The organism is Streptomyces sp. Edi4, assembly GCF_040253615.1.
Taxonomy (GTDB): domain Bacteria; phylum Actinomycetota; class Actinomycetes; order Streptomycetales; family Streptomycetaceae; genus Streptomyces.
In genome coordinates this window covers 1,843,603-1,861,592 of sequence record NZ_JBEJGY010000004.1, presented here as the reverse complement: position 1 = coordinate 1,861,592, position 17,990 = coordinate 1,843,603, and the positions used below count along the sequence as shown (strand labels likewise).

Genomic DNA, 17,990 nt, shown 5'->3' with positions numbered 1-17,990 from the left:
CGCGCAGTTCCCCGCGCCCCCGACTGCTTCGCGCCGGCCCGGATCGGCATCTTCAGCCTGTCCGGCGTTTGAGGACGAGCGCCTTCAGCGCGAAGGGGGGCTTGGGGCGGATCCCCAGGGGTCTTGCCTGCTGGCCGCGCGTGGCTGGGCGCGCAGTTCCCCGCGCCCCTGGCGGGGGCGGTGGTGGCCGGGGCGGAGCCCCGGAGGGGGTGGGGTGTCGGTGGGCGACAGTAGGGTGGTGGGCATGGCAGACCCCTCCACCTACCGCCCCAAGCCGGGACAGATCCCCGACTCGCCGGGGGTCTACAAATTCCGCGACGAACACCGCCGGGTGATCTACGTCGGGAAGGCGAAGTCCCTGCGCCAGCGGCTCGCCAACTACTTCCAGCCACTGACGAGTCTGCACCCCCGCACGGCCACGATGGTCACCACGGCCGCCTCCGTGGAGTGGACCGTCGTCGCCACCGAAGTCGAGGCGTTGCAGCTCGAATACTCCTGGATCAAGGAGTTCGACCCCCGCTTCAACGTCAAGTACCGCGACGACAAGAGCTATCCCTACCTCGCGGTGACGATGAACGAGGAGTTCCCCCGCGTCCAGGTCATGCGCGGCGCCAAGAAGAAGGGTGTGCGCTACTTCGGCCCGTACGGGCAGGCCTGGGCGATCCGCGAGACCGTCGACCTGATGCTGCGCGTCTTCCCGGTCCGCACCTGCTCGGCCGGCGTGTTCAAGCGCTCGGCCCAGATCGGCCGCCCCTGCCTGCTCGGCTACATCGGCAAGTGCGCGGCGCCCTGCGTCGGCCGCGTCACCCCCGAGGAACACCGCGAACTGGCCGAGGACTTCTGCGACTTCATGGCCGGCCGCACCGGCGCCCATCTGCGCCGCGTCGAGCAGGACATGATGGCCGCGGCCGAGGACATGGAGTACGAGCGCGCGGCGCGGCTGCGCGACGACCGGGAGGCGCTGCGCAAGGCGCTGGAGAAGAACGCGGTGGTCTTCACCGACGCCACCGACGCCGACCTCATCGCGGTCGCCGAGGACGAGCTGGAGGCAGCCGTCCAGATCTTCCACGTGCGCGGCGGCCGGGTGCGCGGCCAGCGCGGCTGGGTCACCGACAAGGTCGAGGCGGTCGACACCGCGGGCCTGGTCGAGCACGCGCTCCAGCAGCTGTACGGGGAGGAGAGCGGCGACACCGTACCCAAGGAGGTCCTGGTCCCGGCGCTGCCCGAGGACGCGGACGCGGTGAGCGGCTGGCTCGCCGCGCGGCGCGGATCCAACGTCTCGCTGCGCATTCCGCAGCGCGGCGACAAGAAGGCCCTGATGGTGACGGTCGCGCGCAATGCCCAGCAGGCCCTCATGCTGCACAAGACCAAGCGCGCGTCCGACCTCACGACGCGCTCGCGCGCCCTGGAGGAGATCGCCACCGCCCTGGAGCTCGACAGCGCGCCGCTGCGCATCGAGTGCTTCGACATCTCGCACCTTCAGGGTGACGACGTCGTGGCGTCGATGGTCGTCTTCGAGGACGGTCTGGCGCGCAAGAGCGAGTACCGGCGCTTCCAGATCAAGGGCTTCGAGGGCCAGGACGACGTGCGGTCCATGCACGAGGTGATCAGCCGCCGCTTCAAGCGGTATCTGGCCGAGAAGGCGCGGACGGGGGAGTGGGTCGAGGACGAGGCCCAGGAGAGCGACGACGCGAACCCCGCGCCCGCGTCCACCCCTGTACCCGGGCCCGTACCCGCGTCGACGCCCGTACCCGCGTCCACCCCCGCACCCGCGTCGACGCCCGCCCCGGCATCCGACCCCGGCCCCGGCGCCCTCGGCGACCCCGGCCCCGGCGCCCTCGGCGACCCCGGCGACGGTCCCGCGTCGACGCCCGTGCCCATCCCGCCCCCCGGCGAGGTCTCCGCGTTCCAGGAGGAGGACGGGCGGCCCAAGCGGTTCGCCTATCCGCCGCAGCTTCTCGTCGTGGACGGCGGGCAGCCGCAGGTCGCCGCCGCGCAGCGGGCCCTGGACGAGCTGGGCATCGACGACATCGCCGTCTGCGGGCTCGCCAAGCGGCTCGAAGAGGTCTGGGTGCCGGGCGAGGACGACCCCGTGGTGCTGCCCCGCACCAGTGAGGGCCTGTACCTGCTGCAACGGGTGCGTGATGAGGCGCACCGGTTCGCCATCACCTACCAGCGCGCCAAACGGGCCAAGCGCTTCAGGGCGGGGCCGCTGGATGCCGTGCCCGGCCTCGGCGACACCCGCAAACACGCCCTGATCAAGCACTTCGGCTCGGTCAAGCGGCTCCGGTCGGCGACAATCGAGGAGATCTGCGAGGTGCCCGGCATAGGCCGCAAGACGGCCGAGACCATTGCCGCGGCCCTCGCCGGGGCCGCTCCGGCCGCGCCCGCCGTCAACACGGCGACAGGAGAGATCATGGAAGAGGACGACGGGGGCAGCACGCCATGAACGAGCAGCGCGATGAAGACCGAGAAGACCGAGAAGCGGGAGTACACGTGAGTACGGGCACGACGACCGAGGCCGGCGGGGCCGATGCGCCCATCCCCGAGCTGGTGATCATCTCCGGTATGTCGGGTGCCGGGCGCAGCACCGCCGCGAAGTGCCTGGAGGACCTGGGCTGGTTCGTCGTCGACAACCTGCCGCCCGCGCTGATTCCGACGATGGTCGAGCTCGGCGCCCGCTCCCAGGGCAACGTGGCGCGGATCGCCGTCGTCGTCGACGTACGCGGCCGCCGGTTCTTCGACAATCTGCGCGAGTCGCTGGCCGACCTCGACGCCAAGGAGGTCACCCGCCGGATCGTCTTTTTGGAGTCCTCCGACGACGCGCTCGTACGGCGCTTCGAGTCGGTGCGCCGCCCGCATCCGCTCCAGGGTGACGGCCGGATCGTGGACGGCATCGCCGCCGAGCGCGATCTGCTGCGCGAGCTGCGCGGCGACGCCGACCTGGTGATCGACACCTCCAGCCTCAACGTGCACGAGCTGCGCGCCAAGATGGACGCCCAGTTCGCCGGCGACGAGGAGCCGGAGCTGCGCGCCACCGTCATGTCGTTCGGCTACAAGTACGGCCTGCCGGTCGACGCCGACCTGGTGGTCGACTGCCGCTTCCTGCCCAATCCGCACTGGGTCCCGGAGCTGCGGCCGTTCACCGGCCTCAACGAGGAGGTGTCGGGCTACGTCTTCAACCAGCCCGGCGCCAAGCAGTTCCTCGACCAGTACAGCGAGCTGCTTCAGCTCATCGCTGCGGGCTACCGCCGTGAGGGCAAGCGGTATGTGACGATCGCGGTGGGCTGCACCGGCGGCAAGCACCGTTCGGTGGCCATGTCCGAGAAGCTGGCCGCACGCCTCGCCTCCGAGGGGATCGAGACCGTCGTCGTACACCGGGACATGGGGCGCGAGTGAAGGTGTACCGCCGGCGCACCGTAGGACCGGGGCTGCGCACCGGTCGCAAGCGGGGCGCCCAGCCCAAGGTCGTCGCGCTCGGCGGCGGCATGGGCCTTTCGGCCTCGCTCGCCGCGCTGCGCCGGATCACCGGCGACCTGACCGCCGTCGTCACGGTCGCCGACGACGGCGGCTCGAGCGGCCGGCTCCGCGACGAGCTGGGCGTACTGCCGCCGGGCGACCTGCGCAAGGCGCTGGCCGCGCTGTGCGGGGACGACGACTGGGGCCAGACCTGGGCCCGGGTCATCCAGCACCGCTTCCAGTCCAAGGGCGAGCTGCACGAGCACGCCGTGGGCAACCTCTTGATCGTCGCGCTGTGGGAGCAGCTGGGCGATCATGTGCAGGCTCTCGACCTGGTCGGCAAGCTGCTCGGCGCCCAGGGCCGGGTGCTGCCGATGTCGGCGGTGCCGCTGGAGCTCGAAGCCCTCGTACGGGGTCATGACGTGGGGCGGCCCGACGACGTGGACACCGTGCGCGGGCAGGCCACGGTGGCGCTCACCCCCGGCGAGGTGCTGTCCGTGCGGCTCGTCCCGCACGATCCGCCGGCCGTTCCCGAGGCGGTCGCCGCCGTGCTCGACGCGGACTGGGTGGTGCTCGGTCCCGGCTCCTGGTTCTCCTCCGTCATTCCGCATCTGATGGTGCCCGAACTGCTCGACGCGCTCACCGAGACCAAGGCCCGCCGGGTCCTCTCGCTGAACCTCGCGCCACAACCGGGTGAAACCGATGGGTTCTCACCGCAGCGTCATTTGGAGGTTTTGGGACGACACGCCCCTAAACTCGCCTTCGACGTGGTGCTGGCCGATGTGGCCGCCGTGCCCGACCGGGGGAGCCTGACCGAAGCCGCGAAACGGCTCGGAGCCGAGGTCGAGCTGGCGCCCGTGGCCAGGCCCGATGGTTCTCCGAAGCACGATCCGGAGCTGTTGGCCGCCGCGTACGACCGTATTTTTCGGATGCATGGAAGGATCGGCCCATGGCGATGACGCCGGCGGTGAAGGACGAAATTTCCCGGCTGCCCGTCACCCGGACCTGCTGCAGGAAGGCGGAGGTTCTCGGCGGTTCTTCGGTTCGCGGGCGGGCTGCACCTGGTGAGCGGCCGCATTGTGATCGAGGCGGAGCTGGACACCGCGATGGCGGCACGCCGGCTCAAGCGGGACATTCTGGAGATCTTCGGGCACAGCTCGGAGCTGATCGTGATGGCGCCCGGCGGTCTGCGCAGAGGCTCGCGCTTCGTCGTACGGGTCGTGGCCGGCGGCGACCAGCTGGCCCGCCAGACCGGGCTCGTCGACGGGCGCGGCCGGCCCATCCGGGGCCTGCCGCCCCAGGTGGTCTCGGGCGCCACCTGTGACGCCGAGGCCGCCTGGCGCGGCGCGTTCCTGGCGCACGGCTCGCTGACCGAGCCGGGCCGTTCCTCGTCCCTCGAAGTGACCTGCCCGGGCCCGGAGGCGGCCCTCGCCCTGGTCGGCGCCGCGCGGCGGCTCCAGATCGCGGCCAAGGCGCGCGAGGTCCGCGGTGTGGACCGGGTGGTCGTCCGTGACGGTGACGCGATCGGCGCGCTCCTCACCCGGCTCGGCGCGCACGAGTCGGTGCTGGCCTGGGAGGAGCGGCGGATGCGCCGCGAGGTCCGCGCCACCGCCAACCGCCTGGCCAACTTCGACGACGCCAACCTGCGCCGCTCGGCCCGGGCCGCGGTCGCCGCGGGGGCCCGGGTCCAGCGCGCCCTGGAGATCCTGGCCGACGAGGTGCCCGAGCACCTGGCGGCCGCCGGGCGGCTGCGCATGGAGCACAAGCAGGCCTCTCTGGAGGAGCTGGGCGCGCTCGCCGACCCGCCGCTGACCAAGGACGCGGTCGCGGGCCGGATCCGGCGCCTGCTGGCGATGGCCGACAAGCGGGCCCAGGACCTGGGCATCCCCGGCACGGAGTCCAACTTGACGGAGGAGATGGCGGACGGTCTGGTCGGCTGAGCGGTCCGCCCCGGCCTCGCCCGCGACAACTGCCGTGATCCGGCGCCCACTTGGTGGGCGCCGGCCGCCGTTTCCAGCCGGTCCGGCGCGAACCGGCGCGGTATTGACATGATCATGAAGAGTCATGAGCCTGACGTCTGTCCACGTCCGTGGCACACATCAGCAAGGGGGGCTCATGAGACGAAGAGCCAGAGCGGTCCTCGCCGCCGCGTCACTTCTGACGGCTGGGCTGGTGGCGGCGCCCGCCGCCGCCCAGGCCCGGCCGGGCGGAGCCGACGGCGAGGGCATCGTCGTCTGGAACGCCCAGGTCAGCCGCGCACAGCTGCCGCTGCTCCTGGAGGCGGGCGCCGACGCCCAGGAACTGGGCGCGGATCTGCCCGCCAAGGGCTTGGCGGGAGTCGAGCTCTACCTCACCAAGGCCCAGGCCGCCGCCCTGCGCGGCAAGGGCGTCGACCTCACCGAGCGCAAGGTCTCCGCCCAGGCCCGCGGCCGCCTCAAGGCCGCGGGTGACGGCGTGTTCCGCCCCTACAGCGGCAAGGGCGGCCTCAAGCAGGAGATCCTGGACACCGGCAAGGCCAACCCGTCCCTGACCAAGGTCGAGTCGATCGGCAAAACGGTCGACGGCCAGGACATCCTCGCCCTCAAGCTCACCAAGGGCGCCACCAGGTCCAAGGACGGCTCCAAGCCCGCGACGCTGTACATGTCCAACCAGCACGCCCGGGAGTGGATCACCCCGGAGATGACCCGGCGGCTGATGCACTACTACCTCGACAACTACGGCAAGGACCCGCGCGTCACCAAGATCGTGGACTCCACCGAGCTGTGGTTCGTGCTCTCCGCCAACCCGGACGGCTACGACTACACCTTCACGCCCGGCAACCGCCTGTGGCGCAAGAACCTCCGCGACAACAACGGCGACGGCAGAATAACCTCGGTCGACGGCGTCGACCCGAACCGCAACTTCCCCTACAAGTGGGGCTACGACAACGAGGGTTCCTCCGACGACCCCTCCAACGAGACCTACCGGGGACCGAGCGCGGGCAGCGAGCCCGAGACCAAGGCGCTCGACTCCTTCGAGAAGCGGATCCACTTCAACTACGCGATCAACTACCACTCGGCGGCCGAGCTGCTGCTGTACGGAGTGGGCTGGCAGGTCGCCACGCCGACGCCCGACGACGTCCTGTACAAGTCGCTGGCCGGCACCCCCGACAAGCCGGCCATCCCCGGCTACCTCTCGGAGGTCTCCTCCGCGCTGTACACCACCAACGGCGAGGCCGACGGGCACGCGGCGAACGTCAACGCCACCATGATGTTCACCCCCGAGATGTCGACGTGCACCACCGCCTCCAACGTGGACCCCAACGACGCGTGGAACGCGGCGGACTGCCCCTCCGACTTCAATTTTCCCGACAGCGAGAAGCTGATCCAGGGCGAGTTCGAGAAGAACATCCCCTTCGCGCTCTCGGTCGCCGAGACATCCGCCCACCCCGACCGGCCCTCCTCCTCGGTCGGCATCGACGCGCCCGACTTCACGCCGGACACGTTCACGACGTCGTACACGCGCGACGACGACCAGGAAGTCGCCGTCACCGTACGCAAGTCGGTGCGCGACAAGACCCTCAACTACCGGATCAACAACGGCCGCAGGCACACCGAGGAGCTGGAGCCCTGGAAGGGCGGCGAGGTCTTCGGCGGCGAGGACAACATCCGCTTCGACCAGTACCGCGCCAAGGTCGAGGGCGCGGACGCCGGCGACGAGGTCGAGGTGTGGTTCACCGGCACCACCGCCACGGGCGCCAGGACGTCCAGTACGCCCTTCACGTACACGGTGGCCGGCCGGCCCAGGGGCGACACCCTGGTCCTTGCCGACGAGGGCGGCGCCGCCCCCGCCAAGAACGCCGCGCTGTACACCAGGGCGCTCGCCGACAACGGCGTGAAGGCGGCGGTGTGGGACGTGGCGACCAAGGGCGCCCCGAGCGCGCTGGGTGTGCTCAGCCACTTCCGCACCGTCCTCTGGTACACCGGCGGCGACCCCGCAAGGGCGCCGTCGGCCGCCACCACGTTCGCCGTACGCGACTTCGTCAACGAGGGTGGCAAGCTGATCAACGCCGGCGCGCAGGCCGGCGGCAGCGTCGACCTCGGCGCCGGCGCCCTGTCCGACGACTTCTCGCAGTACTACCTCGGCGCCTACAACAAGGCCGGGCTCGCCTCCCCGCCTGCCTTCGCCGGGGCCGGGAAGCTCGCGGGCGCGAAGGCCCCGCTGGGCGCGGCCGGCGGCAGCCCGCTGACGGCGGCCGGCGCGTACACCATCACCTCCGACACCCTCAAGCCCGCGCGGTTCCCGCAGTTCACGAGTGCCTCCGCCGGTGACTACCCCGGGGTACGCACGCCCTTCGAGCCCGCCGAGGGATCCTGGTTCGCGGCGGCGCGCCACAGCGACGACGCCTACATGCGGCTCGCCCGCACCGTCGATCTGGCGGGCACGACGGCCGCCCAGAAGCCGAGCCTGGACTTCCAGCTCAGCTACGACACCGAACCCGGCTACGACCAGGTGATCGTCGAGGCGCACACGGTGGGCCAGGACGACTGGACGACGCTGGCGGACGCCCGCGGGGGCACCACCACCAGCGTGCCCAGCCAGTGCGAACAAGGCTTCCTGCTCAAGGACCACCCCTTCTTGACGCACTACCTCACCCCCGGCTCGCCCACCTGCGCGGGCTCTGGCACCAGCGGCGTCTGGAACCGGTTCACCGGCTCCTCCAACGGCTGGCGGCAGGTGTCCTTCGGCCTCGGCGCCTACGCGGGCAAGCAGGTCGAGGTCGCCGTCTCCTACGTGTCCGACCCGGGCACCGGGGGCCTCGGCGCCTTCGTCGACGACACCCGGCTCGTGGTCGGCGGCACGCCGCAGGGGGCCGAGGGCTTCGAGGCCTCGCTGGGGCCCTGGAGCGTTCCGGGGGCGCCGGCCGGCAGCCCCGGCAACCGGGGGGACTGGGCGCGCTCGCAGGCGCTCTTCCACTCCTCGGCCGCCGTCAGCACCCGCGACACCGTTCTGCTCGGATTCGGCCTGGAAAACATCACCTCGTCCTCCGCCCGCAAGCAGGTGGTCAGAAAAGCACTCCATGCGCTCGACCGCTGACAGCACGTAGCGAAATGGGGTCTCCGGAGGTCCGTACCCGCACGAGGTAGGGGCCTCCGGGCCGTTCCGGGCGTGATTTCGGAACCATACGGGCGCTCTGATGTCACCTTGGCGGCCCCGGGGAGGTAGGGTCGTAAGCGGTCGGGGACATCCCATACAACTCGCCGGCGTCGAGTACCCGGCGTACCTAACGAGGAGATCGGTTCGTGACGATCCGCGTAGGCATCAACGGCTTTGGCCGCATCGGGCGCAACTACTTCCGGGCGCTCCTTGAGCAGGGTGCAGACATCGAGATCGTGGCTGTCAACGACCTTGGTGACACCGCGACCACTGCTCACCTCCTGAAGTACGACACCATCCTGGGTCGCCTCAAGGCCGAGGTCACCCACACCGCCGACACCATCACGGTCGACGGCCACACCATCAAGGTGCTCTCCGAGCGCGACCCGGCCGACATCCCCTGGGGTCAGCTGGGCGTCGACATCGTCATCGAGTCGACCGGCATCTTCACCAAGAAGGCCGACGCCGAGAAGCACATCGCGGGCGGCGCGAAGAAGGTCCTCATCTCGGCTCCGGCCAAGGACGAGGACATCACCATCGTGATGGGCGTCAACCAGGACAAGTACGACGCGGCCAACCACCACGTCATCTCCAACGCCTCCTGCACCACCAACTGTGTGGCGCCGATGGCCAAGGTCCTCGACGAGAACTTCGGCATCGTCAAGGGCCTGATGACGACGGTCCACGCGTACACCAACGACCAGCGCATCCTGGACTTCCCGCACTCGGACCTGCGCCGCGCACGCGCCGCCGCCGAGAACATCATTCCGACCACGACCGGTGCCGCCAAGGCCACCGCTCTGGTCCTGCCGCAGCTCAAGGGCAAGCTCGACGGCATCGCGATGCGCGTCCCGGTCCCGACCGGTTCGGCCACCGACCTGGTCGTGGAGCTCCAGCGCGAGGTCACCAAGGACGAGGTCAACGCCGCGTTCAAGAAGGCCGCGGGCGACGGCGACCTGAAGAACATCCTTTACTACACCGAGGACCCGATCGTCTCCTCCGACATCGTGGGCGACCCGGCGTCCTGCACCTTCGACTCCTCCCTGACCATGGTCCAGGAGGGCAAGACGGTGAAGATCCTCGGCTGGTACGACAATGAGTGGGGCTACTCCAACCGCCTCGTGGACCTGACCGTCTTCGTCGGCGGCCAGCTCTGACCACGGTCCGGTAGGCACTGATGTGAGCCACAGGGCCCGGGCAGCGCGATGATGCGCTGTGCGGGCCCTGTCGCCTGTCCTGACCGCCCCGACTCGTACCATTCAAGGAGCCACCCTCACATGAAGACGATCGACGAACTTCTCGCCGAAGGCGTCGCGGGCAAGCGGGTATTCGTCCGCGCCGACCTCAACGTGCCGCTGGCTGAAGGCCGCATCACCGACGACGGCCGCATCCGCGCCGTGCTCCCCACCCTTCAGGCGCTCCTCGCCGCCGACGCCAAGGTCGTCGTGGCCTCGCACCTGGGCCGTCCCAAAGGCGCCCCGGACCCGCAGTTCTCACTTCTGCCCGCCGCCGAGCGGCTTGGTGAACTCCTGGGCGCGCCGGTCGCGTTCGCCCAGGACACCGTCGGCGCCGCCGCCCACGACGCGGTCGACGGGCTTGAGCCCGGCCAGGTCGCGGTCGTCGAGAACCTGCGCTTCAACGCCGGTGAGACGGCCAAGGACGACGCCGAGCGCGGCGCCTTCGCCGACCAGCTCGCCGCCCTCGCCGATGTGTACGTCGGCGACGGCTTCGGCGCGGTGCACCGTAAGCACGCCTCCGTCTTCGACCTGCCGGCGCGCCTGCCGCACTACGCGGGCCACCTCATCGCCACCGAGGTCGGCGTCCTGAAGAAGCTGACCGAGGACGTCAAGCGCCCCTACACGGTCGTGCTCGGCGGCGCCAAGGTCTCCGACAAGCTCGCGGTCATCGACGAACTGCTCGGCAAGGCCGACCGCCTGCTGATCGGCGGCGGCATGGCGTACACCTTCCTCAAGGCCCAGGGGCACGAGGTCGGCATCTCCCTGCTCCAGGAGGACCAGATCCCGGTCGTCAAGGAGTACATGGAGCGCGCCGAGAAGAGCGGTGTGGAGCTGGTGCTCCCGGTCGACGTGCTGGTCTCCAAGGACTTCCCCGACCTGAAGACCAAGGCGCCGGCCGACTTCGAGACCGTCGACGCGGACCGGATCCCCGCGGACAAGGAGGGCCTGGACATCGGCCCCAGGACCCGTGAGCTGTTCGCTTCGAAGATCACCGACGCCGAGACCGTGTTCTGGAACGGCCCCGTAGGCGTCGCCGAACACCCCGACTACGCCGGCGGCACCGCCGCCGTCGCGCAGGCGCTGCTCGACAGCAAGGGCTTCACCGTGGTCGGCGGTGGCGACTCCGCCGCGGCCGTCCGTAACCTGGGCTTCGACGAGACGAAGTTCGGACACATCTCGACCGGTGGCGGCGCGAGCCTCGAATACCTCGAGGGCAAGACGCTTCCCGGCCTCGCCGCACTGGAGGACTGAACACCTGTGAGCAGCACCCGTACCCCGCTGATGGCGGGCAACTGGAAGATGAACCTCAACCACCTCGAGGCCATCGCACACGTCCAGAAGCTCGCCTTCGCGCTCGCCGACAAGGACTACGACGCCGTCGAGGTCGCCGTCCTGCCGCCCTTCGTCGACCTGCGCTCCGTGCAGACCCTGGTCGACGGCGACAAGCTCAAGATCAAGTACGGCGCCCAGGACATCTCGGCGCACGAATCCGGTGCCTACACCGGTGAGATCTCGGGCCCGATGCTGGCCAAGCTGAAGTGCGCCTACGTCGCCGTGGGCCACTCCGAGCGCCGGCAGTACCACGGCGAGAGCGACGAGCTCTGCAACGCCAAGGTGAAGGCCGCCTTCCAGCACGGCCTGACCCCGATCCTCTGCGTCGGCGAGGGCCTGGACCTCCGCAAGGCCGGCCAGCAGGTCCCCTACACGCTGGCCCAGCTCGACGGCGCCCTCAAGGACGTCCCCGCCGAGCAGGCCGAGTCCATCGTGATCGCCTACGAGCCGGTCTGGGCGATCGGCACCGGCGAGGTCGCCACCCCCGAGGACGCCCAGGAGGTGTGCGGGGCGATCCGCGCGCGCCTGGCCGAGCTGTACTCGCAGGAGCTCGCCGAGAAGGTGCGCATCCAGTACGGCGGCTCGGTGAAGGCCGGGAACGTCGCCGCGATCATGGCTCAGCCGGACGTCGACGGAGCCCTGATCGGAGGCGCCGCACTGGACGCCGACGAGTTCGTCAAGATCGTCCGCTTCCGCGACCAGTAAGTATGCGGTAGCGCGGATCCGTCGTACCCTTGCGGGGGCCGGGACAGGGATTGTGGAATGTCCCCCCGGCCCCCGTCGCCATATCAGTCCTAGGAAGTTGGTCCAGCCGTGATTGTCGGGTTCTCGATTGCCCTGATCGTCTTCAGCCTGCTGCTGATGCTGCTGGTGCTGATGCACAAGGGAAAGGGTGGCGGCCTCTCCGACATGTTCGGCGGTGGTATGCAGTCCTCCGTCGGTGGCTCCTCGGTCGCCGAGCGAAATCTCGACCGCATCACCATCGTGATCGGTCTGTTGTGGTTCGCGTGCATTGTCGTACTTGGTCTGCTGATGAAGCTCAAGTAAAGCGTCGTCATCCGGCGTTTCGGGGGTGGGGTGTAACTCCAATCGCTGGACGCGCGTTGGGCCTTACGTAGACTGGGGCATCTTCGAGCACCATCACGCAGGGAGTTACGACCGTGGCAAGTGGCAACGCGATCCGGGGAAGCCGGGTCGGAGCGGGGCCGATGGGCGAGGCCGAGCGGGGCGAGTCCGCGCCGCGCCTGCGCATCTCCTTCTGGTGCTCCAACGGGCACGAGACGCAGCCGAGCTTCGCCAGTGACGCACAGGTTCCGGAGACGTGGGACTGCCCGCGCTGCGGATTCCCCGCGGGACAGGACCGGGACAACCCGCCGGACCCGCCACGCACCGAGCCGTACAAGACCCACCTGGCGTACGTACGGGAGCGCCGCAGCGACGCGGACGGCGAGGCGATCCTCGCGGAAGCACTCGCCAAGCTGCGGGGCGAGATCTGACGGATGAAGGGCCCACGGGATGAACTCGGTTCCTCCGCAGGGCCCTTCGGTGCGTCCGGGGCAGAAGCCTCGCCCGCTCACGCCTTCCCTCTTCTCTTTCTGGTTCTCCTTCGCACGGCCTCTCTCCTGGCTTCTTCGCGCCCGATACCGCCGCGCTGATTCCTGCCCGCGCCGCCTGATCAATTAGGTTGGAGGGGCAGCGGGGCAAAGGTACGCACGTACGAGTAGAAGTGGGCTGATGCCGCAGATGAACGCAGGAAGCCGTACCAGGCTCAACCAGATGCCCGAGTGGACCGCACTGGGCAAGCACCGGGAGCAGCTGGGCGAGACCCATCTGCGCGAGCTGTTCGCCGCCGAGCCCGACCGGGGCACCGCCTACACCCTGCGGGTCGGCGACCTCCACCTCGACTACTCCAAGCACCTGGTGACCGGCGAAACCCTCGCGCTCCTGCGCGAGCTGGCCGCGGCCACCGACGTCGAGGGGCTGCGGGACGCCATGTTCCGCGGCGAGAAGATCAACACCACCGAGGACCGCGCCGTCCTGCACACCGCGCTGCGCGCCCCGCGCGACGCGGTGATCGAGGTCGACGGCGAGAACGTGGTGCCCGGCGTCCATGAAGTCCTTGACAAGATGGCCGCGTTCTCGGCGAAGATCCGCTCGGGCGAGTGGACCGGTCACACCGGCAAGCCCATCAAGAACGTCGTCAACATCGGCATCGGCGGCTCCGACCTCGGTCCCGCGATGGCCTACGAGGCCCTGAAGTCCTTCAGCGACCGGGATCTGACGGTCCGTTTCGTCTCCAACGTGGACGGCGCCGACCTGCACGAGGCGGTCCGCGACCTGGACGCCGCCGAGACGCTGTTCATCATCGCGTCCAAGACCTTCACCACCATCGAGACCATCACCAACGCCACCTCGGCCCGCGACTGGCTGCTCACCGAGCTGAGGGCCGGTCAGGACGCCGTCGCCCGGCACTTCGTGGCCCTGTCGACCAACGCCGAGAAGGTCGCCGGCTTCGGCATCGACACGGCCAACATGTTCGGCTTCTGGGACTGGGTCGGCGGACGGTACTCCTTCGACTCGGCCATCGGCCTCTCGTTGATGATCGCGATCGGCTCCGACCGGTTCCGCGAGATGCTGGGCGGCTTCCACCTGGTCGACGAGCACTTCCGTACCGCGCCCGCCGAGTCCAACGCGCCGTTGCTGATGGGCCTGTTGGGGGTGTGGTACGGGGCGTTCTTCGACGCCCAGTCGCACGCGGTGCTGCCCTACAGCCACTACCTGTCGAAGTTCACCGCCTACCTCCAGCAGCTCGACATGGAGTCCAACGGCAAGTCGGTGGACCGTGACGGCAACCCGGTCGACTGGGAGACAGGTCCTGTGGTGTGGGGCACCCCGGGCACCAACGGGCAGCACGCGTACTACCAGTTGATCCACCAGGGCACCAAGGTCATCCCGGCCGACTTCATCGGCTTCGCCGAGCCCGTCGCCGGCCTGCTGCCGGGCCTCGTCGCCCAGCACGACCTCCTGATGGCCAACTTCTTCGCCCAGACGCAGGCCCTTGCCTTCGGCAAGACCCCCGATGAGGTGCGCGCCGAGGGCGTGTCCGAAGAGCTCGTGCCGCACAAGACCTTCCGGGGCAACCACCCCACCACCACGATCCTGGCCAAGGAGCTGACCCCGTCGGTCCTCGGCCAGCTCATCGCGCTGTACGAGCACAAGGTGTTCGTCCAGGGCGCCGTGTGGAACATCGACTCCTTCGACCAGTGGGGCGTCGAGCTCGGCAAGGTCCTCGCCAAGCGGGTCGAGCCCGCCCTGACCGAGGGCGCCGACGTGCCGGGCCTGGACGCCTCCAGCAAGGCCCTGGTCGCCACGTACCGTTCGCTGCGCGGCCGTTGAGCCGCTGAGGCGCCCGTAACGACCAACGGCCCGGCCCGCCCCCGAGTGGGGGAGGACCGGGCCGTTCGCGTCGGGCGTCGGGCGTCAGGCGGACGCCGGGGGATACAGCGACCTGGGCAGCTGGGAGGCGGCGGCCGCGTCCAGGAGCCACAGGGTGCGGGCGCGGCCGTAGGCGCCGGCCGCCGGGGCCTGCACCTCGCCCGCACCCGACAGGGCCATCTTCGCCGCGCCCGCCTTGTCCTCGCCGGCCGCGAGCAGCCACACCTCACGGGCCGCCCGGATCGCCGGGAGGGTGAGCGAGATCCGCGTGGGCGGCGGCTTCGGAGCGCCGTGCACCCCGACCACCATCCGCTCGGTCTCCCGCACCCCGGGCATCTCCGGGAACAGCGACGCCACATGGGTGTCGGGGCCGACACCCAGCATCAGCACGTCGAACGTCGGCACCGGGCCGTGGTCCTCGGGACCCGCGGCGCGGGCGAGTTCGGCCGCATAGGCGGCGGCCGCCGCGTCCGCGTCGTTGCCGTAGGCTCCGCCCGCGGCCGGCATCGCGTGGACCCGCCCGGGATCCAGCGGCACCGCGTCGAGCAGCGCCGCACGGGCCTGGGTGTGGTTGCGCTCGGGGTCGCCATCGGGCACGAACCGCTCGTCACCCCACCACAGGTCAAGACGCGACCAGTCGATCGCGTCCCGGGCCGGCGCCGAGGCCAGGGCCGCGAGCAGCCCGTTGCCGTTGCGGCCGCCCGTGAGGACCACCGAGGCCGAGCCGCGCGAGGCCTGCGCGTCCACGACCTTGGTGATGAGGCGGGCCGCGGCGGCCTCGGCCATCAGCTCCTTGTCACGGTGGACGACGAGCTGCGGCGTGCTCACTTGGCCGCTGCCTTCTTGGCCGGCGCCGCCTTCTTCGCCGGGGCCGCCTTGGCCTCGGCGTCGTCGGCGCTGTCCTTGCCGGCCCCCGCGGTCTTCTCCTCCAGGCCGTGGCCGAGCTTGTCCACGCCGTACCTCAACGCGGAGGCGTAGGTGTCGTCGGGGTCCAGGCGGCGCAGTTCCTCCGCGATGAGCTCGGAGGTCTCGCGGCGCTTGAGGGCCACCGCGCGGTCCGGCTGGCCCCGCATGGACAGCGTGGCGAGCGAGCCGTCCGCGCGGTCCAGGACGATCGGGCCGCCGTCCGTCTCCAGGCGTACGGCGGTGAGGCCCGGGCCCTGCGAGAGGGAGCGCCTGACCGGCACGTCGAGGCGGTCGGCGAGCCACATCCCGAGCAGTTCGCAGCTCGGGTTGAACTCCTCGCCCTCCACCTCGGCGGCGGTGACCTTGCAGGCCACCTGGTCGAGAGCGGCGGCCAGCATCGAGCGCCAGGGCGTGATGCGGGTCCAGGAGAGGTCGGTGTCGCCGGGGGTGTACGCCTCGGCGCGCGCGGACAGCTCCTGTATCGGCTGCTCGGCCGTGTAGGTGTCGGTCACCCGGCGCTGGGCGAGCGCGCCCAGGGGGTCCTGTGCCGGGTCGGTCGGCGCGTTCACCGGCCACCACACGACGACCGGCGCGTCCGGCAGGAGCAGCGGAAGGACCACCGACTGGGCGTGGTTGAGCACTTCGCCGTACATGCGCAGCATGACCGTCTCACCGGTGCCGGCGTCCGCGCCGACGCGTACTTCGGCGTCGAGGCGGGAGCCGGTGCGGTCGCGCGGCGAGCGCGAGACGCGCTTGATGACGACGAGCGTGCGCGAGGGGTGCTCGCGCGAGGCGTCGCTCGCCGCGCGCAGGGCGTCGTAGGCGTTCTCCTCGTCGGTGACGATGACGAGCGTGAGCACCATGCCGACGGCGGGGGTGCCCACCGCCCTGCGTCCCTGCACGAGCGCCTTGTTGATCTTGCTGGACGTGGTGTCCGTAAGGTCGATCTTCATGGCCGGCGCCAGCTCCGTCCGTCTCGTGCGAGCATGTCGTCCGCCTCGGCGGGACCCCAGGTCCCCGAGGGGTACTGGGCGGGCTTGCCGTGGGCGTCCCAGTACTTCTCGATCGGGTCGAGGATCTTCCAGGACAGCTCGACCTCCTCCACGCGCGGGAAGAGGTTGGAGTCGCCCAGCAGGACGTCCAGGATGAGGCGTTCGTAGGCCTCGGGGCTCGACTCCGTGAAGGACTCGCCATAGGCGAAGTCCATGGAGACGTCGCGCACCTCCATCGAGGTGCCCGGCACCTTGGAGCCGAAGCGCACCGTCACACCCTCGTCCGGCTGCACCCGGATGACCAGGGCGTTCTGGCCCAGCTCCTCCGTCGCGGTGTGGTCGAAGGGGGAGTGCGGGGCGCGCTGGAAGACCACCGCGATCTCGGTGACGCGCCGCCCGAGGCGCTTGCCGGTGCGCAGGTAGAACGGGACGCCCGCCCAGCGGCGGTTGTCGATCTCCAGCTTGATCGCCGCGTAGGTGTCGGTGTTCGACTTGGGGTCGATGCCGTCTTCCTGGAGGTAGCCGACGGCCTTCTCGCCGCCCTGCCACCCGGCCGCGTACTGGGCCCGCACGGTGGAGGCGCCGAGGTCCTTGGGCAGCCGTACCGCGCCGAGCACCTTGGTCTTCTCCGCCGCAAGCGCGTCCGCGTCGAAGGAGGCGGGCTCCTCCATCGCGGTCAGCGCCATCAGCTGGAGCAGGTGGTTCTGGATGACGTCACGGGCCGCGCCGATGCCGTCGTAGTAGCCGGCCCGGCCGCCGATGCCGATGTCCTCGGCCATCGTGATCTGCACGTGGTCGACGTAGGAGCGGTTCCACAGCGGCTCGAACATGGTGTTCGCGAACCGCAGCGCCAGGATGTTCTGGACGGTCTCCTTGCCCAGGTAGTGGTCGATGCGGAAGACCTCGTTGGGCGGGAAGACCTCGTGCACGACCTGGTTCAGCTCCTCGGCGGAGACCAGGTCGTGGCCGAAGGGCTTCTCGATGACCGCGCGGCGCCAGGAACCGTCCTTCTGGTCGGCGAGCCCGTGCTTCTTGAGCTGCTGGACGACCTTGGGGAAGAACTTCGGCGGCACCGACAGGTAGAAGGCGTAATTGCCGCCCGTGCCCTGTGCCTTGTCGAGCTCCTGGACCGTGGACTTCAGCGTCTCGAAGGCCTCGTCGTCGTCGAAGTCGCCCTGGACGAAGCGCATCCCCTGGATGAGCTGCTGCCAGACCTCGTCACGGAACGGCGTACGGGCGTGCGCCTTGACCGCGTCGTGGACCTCCTGCGCGAAGTCCTCGTCCTGCCACTCGCGGCGGGCGAAACCGATCAGGGAAAAGCCCGGCGGCAGCAGACCCCGGTTGGCGAGGTCGTAGACGGCGGGCATCAACTTTTTACGGGACAAATCGCCCGTGACGCCGAAGATCACCAGGCCCGACGGCCCCGCGATGCGCGGGAGCCGTCGGTCTGCTGCGTCACGGAGCGGATTCGCTTGGCGAATCGCGGTCAAGA

The 17,990-nt window shown here is 70.2% G+C and carries 13 protein-coding genes and 1 pseudogene; 11 read left to right on the top strand and 3 right to left on the bottom strand.

The window, feature by feature from the left end; genetic code table 11:
- Positions 1-244: 244 nt before the first annotated feature.
- From uvrC to pgi, 11 genes and pseudogenes are all read left to right on the top strand, one after another.
- A complete protein-coding gene (gene uvrC, locus ABR738_RS10495) occupies positions 245-2,449 on the top strand; it encodes an excinuclease ABC subunit UvrC (protein WP_350229699.1) in 2,205 nt (734 codons plus the stop codon).
- Positions 2,446-3,399 carry an RNase adapter RapZ gene (rapZ, locus tag ABR738_RS10490; protein ID WP_350229698.1) on the top strand — a complete coding sequence of 318 codons (954 nt, stop codon included), beginning with the start codon at positions 2,446-2,448 and terminating at the stop codon, positions 3,397-3,399. Before uvrC ends, rapZ begins: the two co-directional genes overlap by 4 nt.
- On the top strand, positions 3,396-4,418 hold the full coding sequence (locus ABR738_RS10485; protein WP_350229697.1) for a gluconeogenesis factor YvcK family protein: 1,023 nt from the start codon (positions 3,396-3,398) through the stop codon (positions 4,416-4,418). The genes rapZ and ABR738_RS10485 overlap by 4 nt, the downstream gene beginning before the upstream one ends.
- A pseudogene (whiA, locus tag ABR738_RS10480) lies at positions 4,409-5,399 on the top strand (DNA-binding protein WhiA). The gene ABR738_RS10485 and the pseudogene whiA overlap by 10 nt, the downstream one beginning before the upstream one ends.
- Before the next feature lie 175 nt (positions 5,400-5,574).
- Positions 5,575-8,535, top strand: coding sequence for a M14 family metallopeptidase (locus tag ABR738_RS10475; protein WP_350229696.1), 2,961 nt, complete (start codon positions 5,575-5,577; stop codon positions 8,533-8,535).
- Between the two features lie 206 nt (positions 8,536-8,741).
- Entirely contained in the window at positions 8,742-9,752 is a 1,011-nt protein-coding gene (gene gap, locus ABR738_RS10470; RefSeq protein WP_350229695.1) for a type I glyceraldehyde-3-phosphate dehydrogenase, read from the top strand.
- Positions 9,753-9,872: 120 nt separating this feature from the next.
- Positions 9,873-11,084 (top strand): phosphoglycerate kinase, encoded by a 1,212-nt coding sequence (locus tag ABR738_RS10465; RefSeq protein WP_350229694.1) that lies wholly within the window; start codon positions 9,873-9,875, stop codon positions 11,082-11,084.
- A gap of 30 nt (positions 11,085-11,114) precedes the next feature.
- Complete coding sequence (gene tpiA / locus ABR738_RS10460) at positions 11,115-11,870, top strand: triose-phosphate isomerase (RefSeq protein ID WP_350234515.1); 756 nt, start codon at positions 11,115-11,117, stop codon at positions 11,868-11,870.
- Positions 11,871-11,978: 108 nt separating this feature from the next.
- Entirely contained in the window at positions 11,979-12,212 is a 234-nt protein-coding gene (gene secG, locus ABR738_RS10455; RefSeq protein WP_261711188.1) for a preprotein translocase subunit SecG, read from the top strand.
- Between the two features lie 113 nt (positions 12,213-12,325).
- Complete coding sequence (locus tag ABR738_RS10450; protein WP_003976875.1) at positions 12,326-12,661, top strand: RNA polymerase-binding protein RbpA; 336 nt, start codon at positions 12,326-12,328, stop codon at positions 12,659-12,661.
- A 247-nt stretch (positions 12,662-12,908) separates the two neighbouring features.
- Positions 12,909-14,561 carry a glucose-6-phosphate isomerase gene (gene pgi, locus ABR738_RS10445; protein WP_350234514.1) on the top strand — a complete coding sequence of 551 codons (1,653 nt, stop codon included), beginning with the start codon at positions 12,909-12,911 and terminating at the stop codon, positions 14,559-14,561.
- 84 nt (positions 14,562-14,645) lie between these two features.
- Here the strand turns inward: pgi and pgl are convergent, their stop codons facing one another.
- From pgl to zwf, 3 genes are read right to left on the bottom strand one after another with little or no spacing between them, the layout of a single operon-like run.
- Positions 14,646-15,428 carry a 6-phosphogluconolactonase gene (gene pgl / locus ABR738_RS10440; protein WP_350229693.1) on the bottom strand — a complete coding sequence of 261 codons (783 nt, stop codon included), beginning with the start codon at positions 15,426-15,428 and terminating at the stop codon, positions 14,646-14,648.
- A complete protein-coding gene (gene opcA, locus ABR738_RS10435; RefSeq protein ID WP_350229692.1) occupies positions 15,425-16,459 on the bottom strand; it encodes a glucose-6-phosphate dehydrogenase assembly protein OpcA in 1,035 nt (344 codons plus the stop codon). The genes pgl and opcA overlap by 4 nt, the downstream gene beginning before the upstream one ends.
- Entirely contained in the window at positions 16,456-17,988 is a 1,533-nt protein-coding gene (zwf, locus tag ABR738_RS10430; protein WP_350229691.1) for a glucose-6-phosphate dehydrogenase, read from the bottom strand. The genes opcA and zwf overlap by 4 nt, the downstream gene beginning before the upstream one ends.
- Positions 17,989-17,990 lie beyond the last annotated feature (2 nt).

Bases quoted from the DNA above. Each gene is read 5' to 3' on its own strand.
- uvrC (WP_350229699.1), top strand. From the start codon at position 245: ATGGCAGACCCCTCCACCTACCGCCCCAAGCCGGGACAGATCCCCGAC.
- rapZ (WP_350229698.1), top strand. From the start codon at position 2,446: ATGAACGAGCAGCGCGATGAAGACCGAGAAGACCGAGAAGCGGGAGTA.
- ABR738_RS10475 (WP_350229696.1), top strand. From the start codon at position 5,575: ATGAGACGAAGAGCCAGAGCGGTCCTCGCCGCCGCGTCACTTCTGACG.
- ABR738_RS10465 (WP_350229694.1), top strand. From the start codon at position 9,873: ATGAAGACGATCGACGAACTTCTCGCCGAAGGCGTCGCGGGCAAGCGG.
- tpiA (WP_350234515.1), top strand. From the start codon at position 11,115: ATGGCGGGCAACTGGAAGATGAACCTCAACCACCTCGAGGCCATCGCA.
- pgi (WP_350234514.1), top strand. From the start codon at position 12,909: ATGAACGCAGGAAGCCGTACCAGGCTCAACCAGATGCCCGAGTGGACC.
- opcA (WP_350229692.1), bottom strand. From the start codon at position 16,459: ATGAAGATCGACCTTACGGACACCACGTCCAGCAAGATCAACAAGGCG.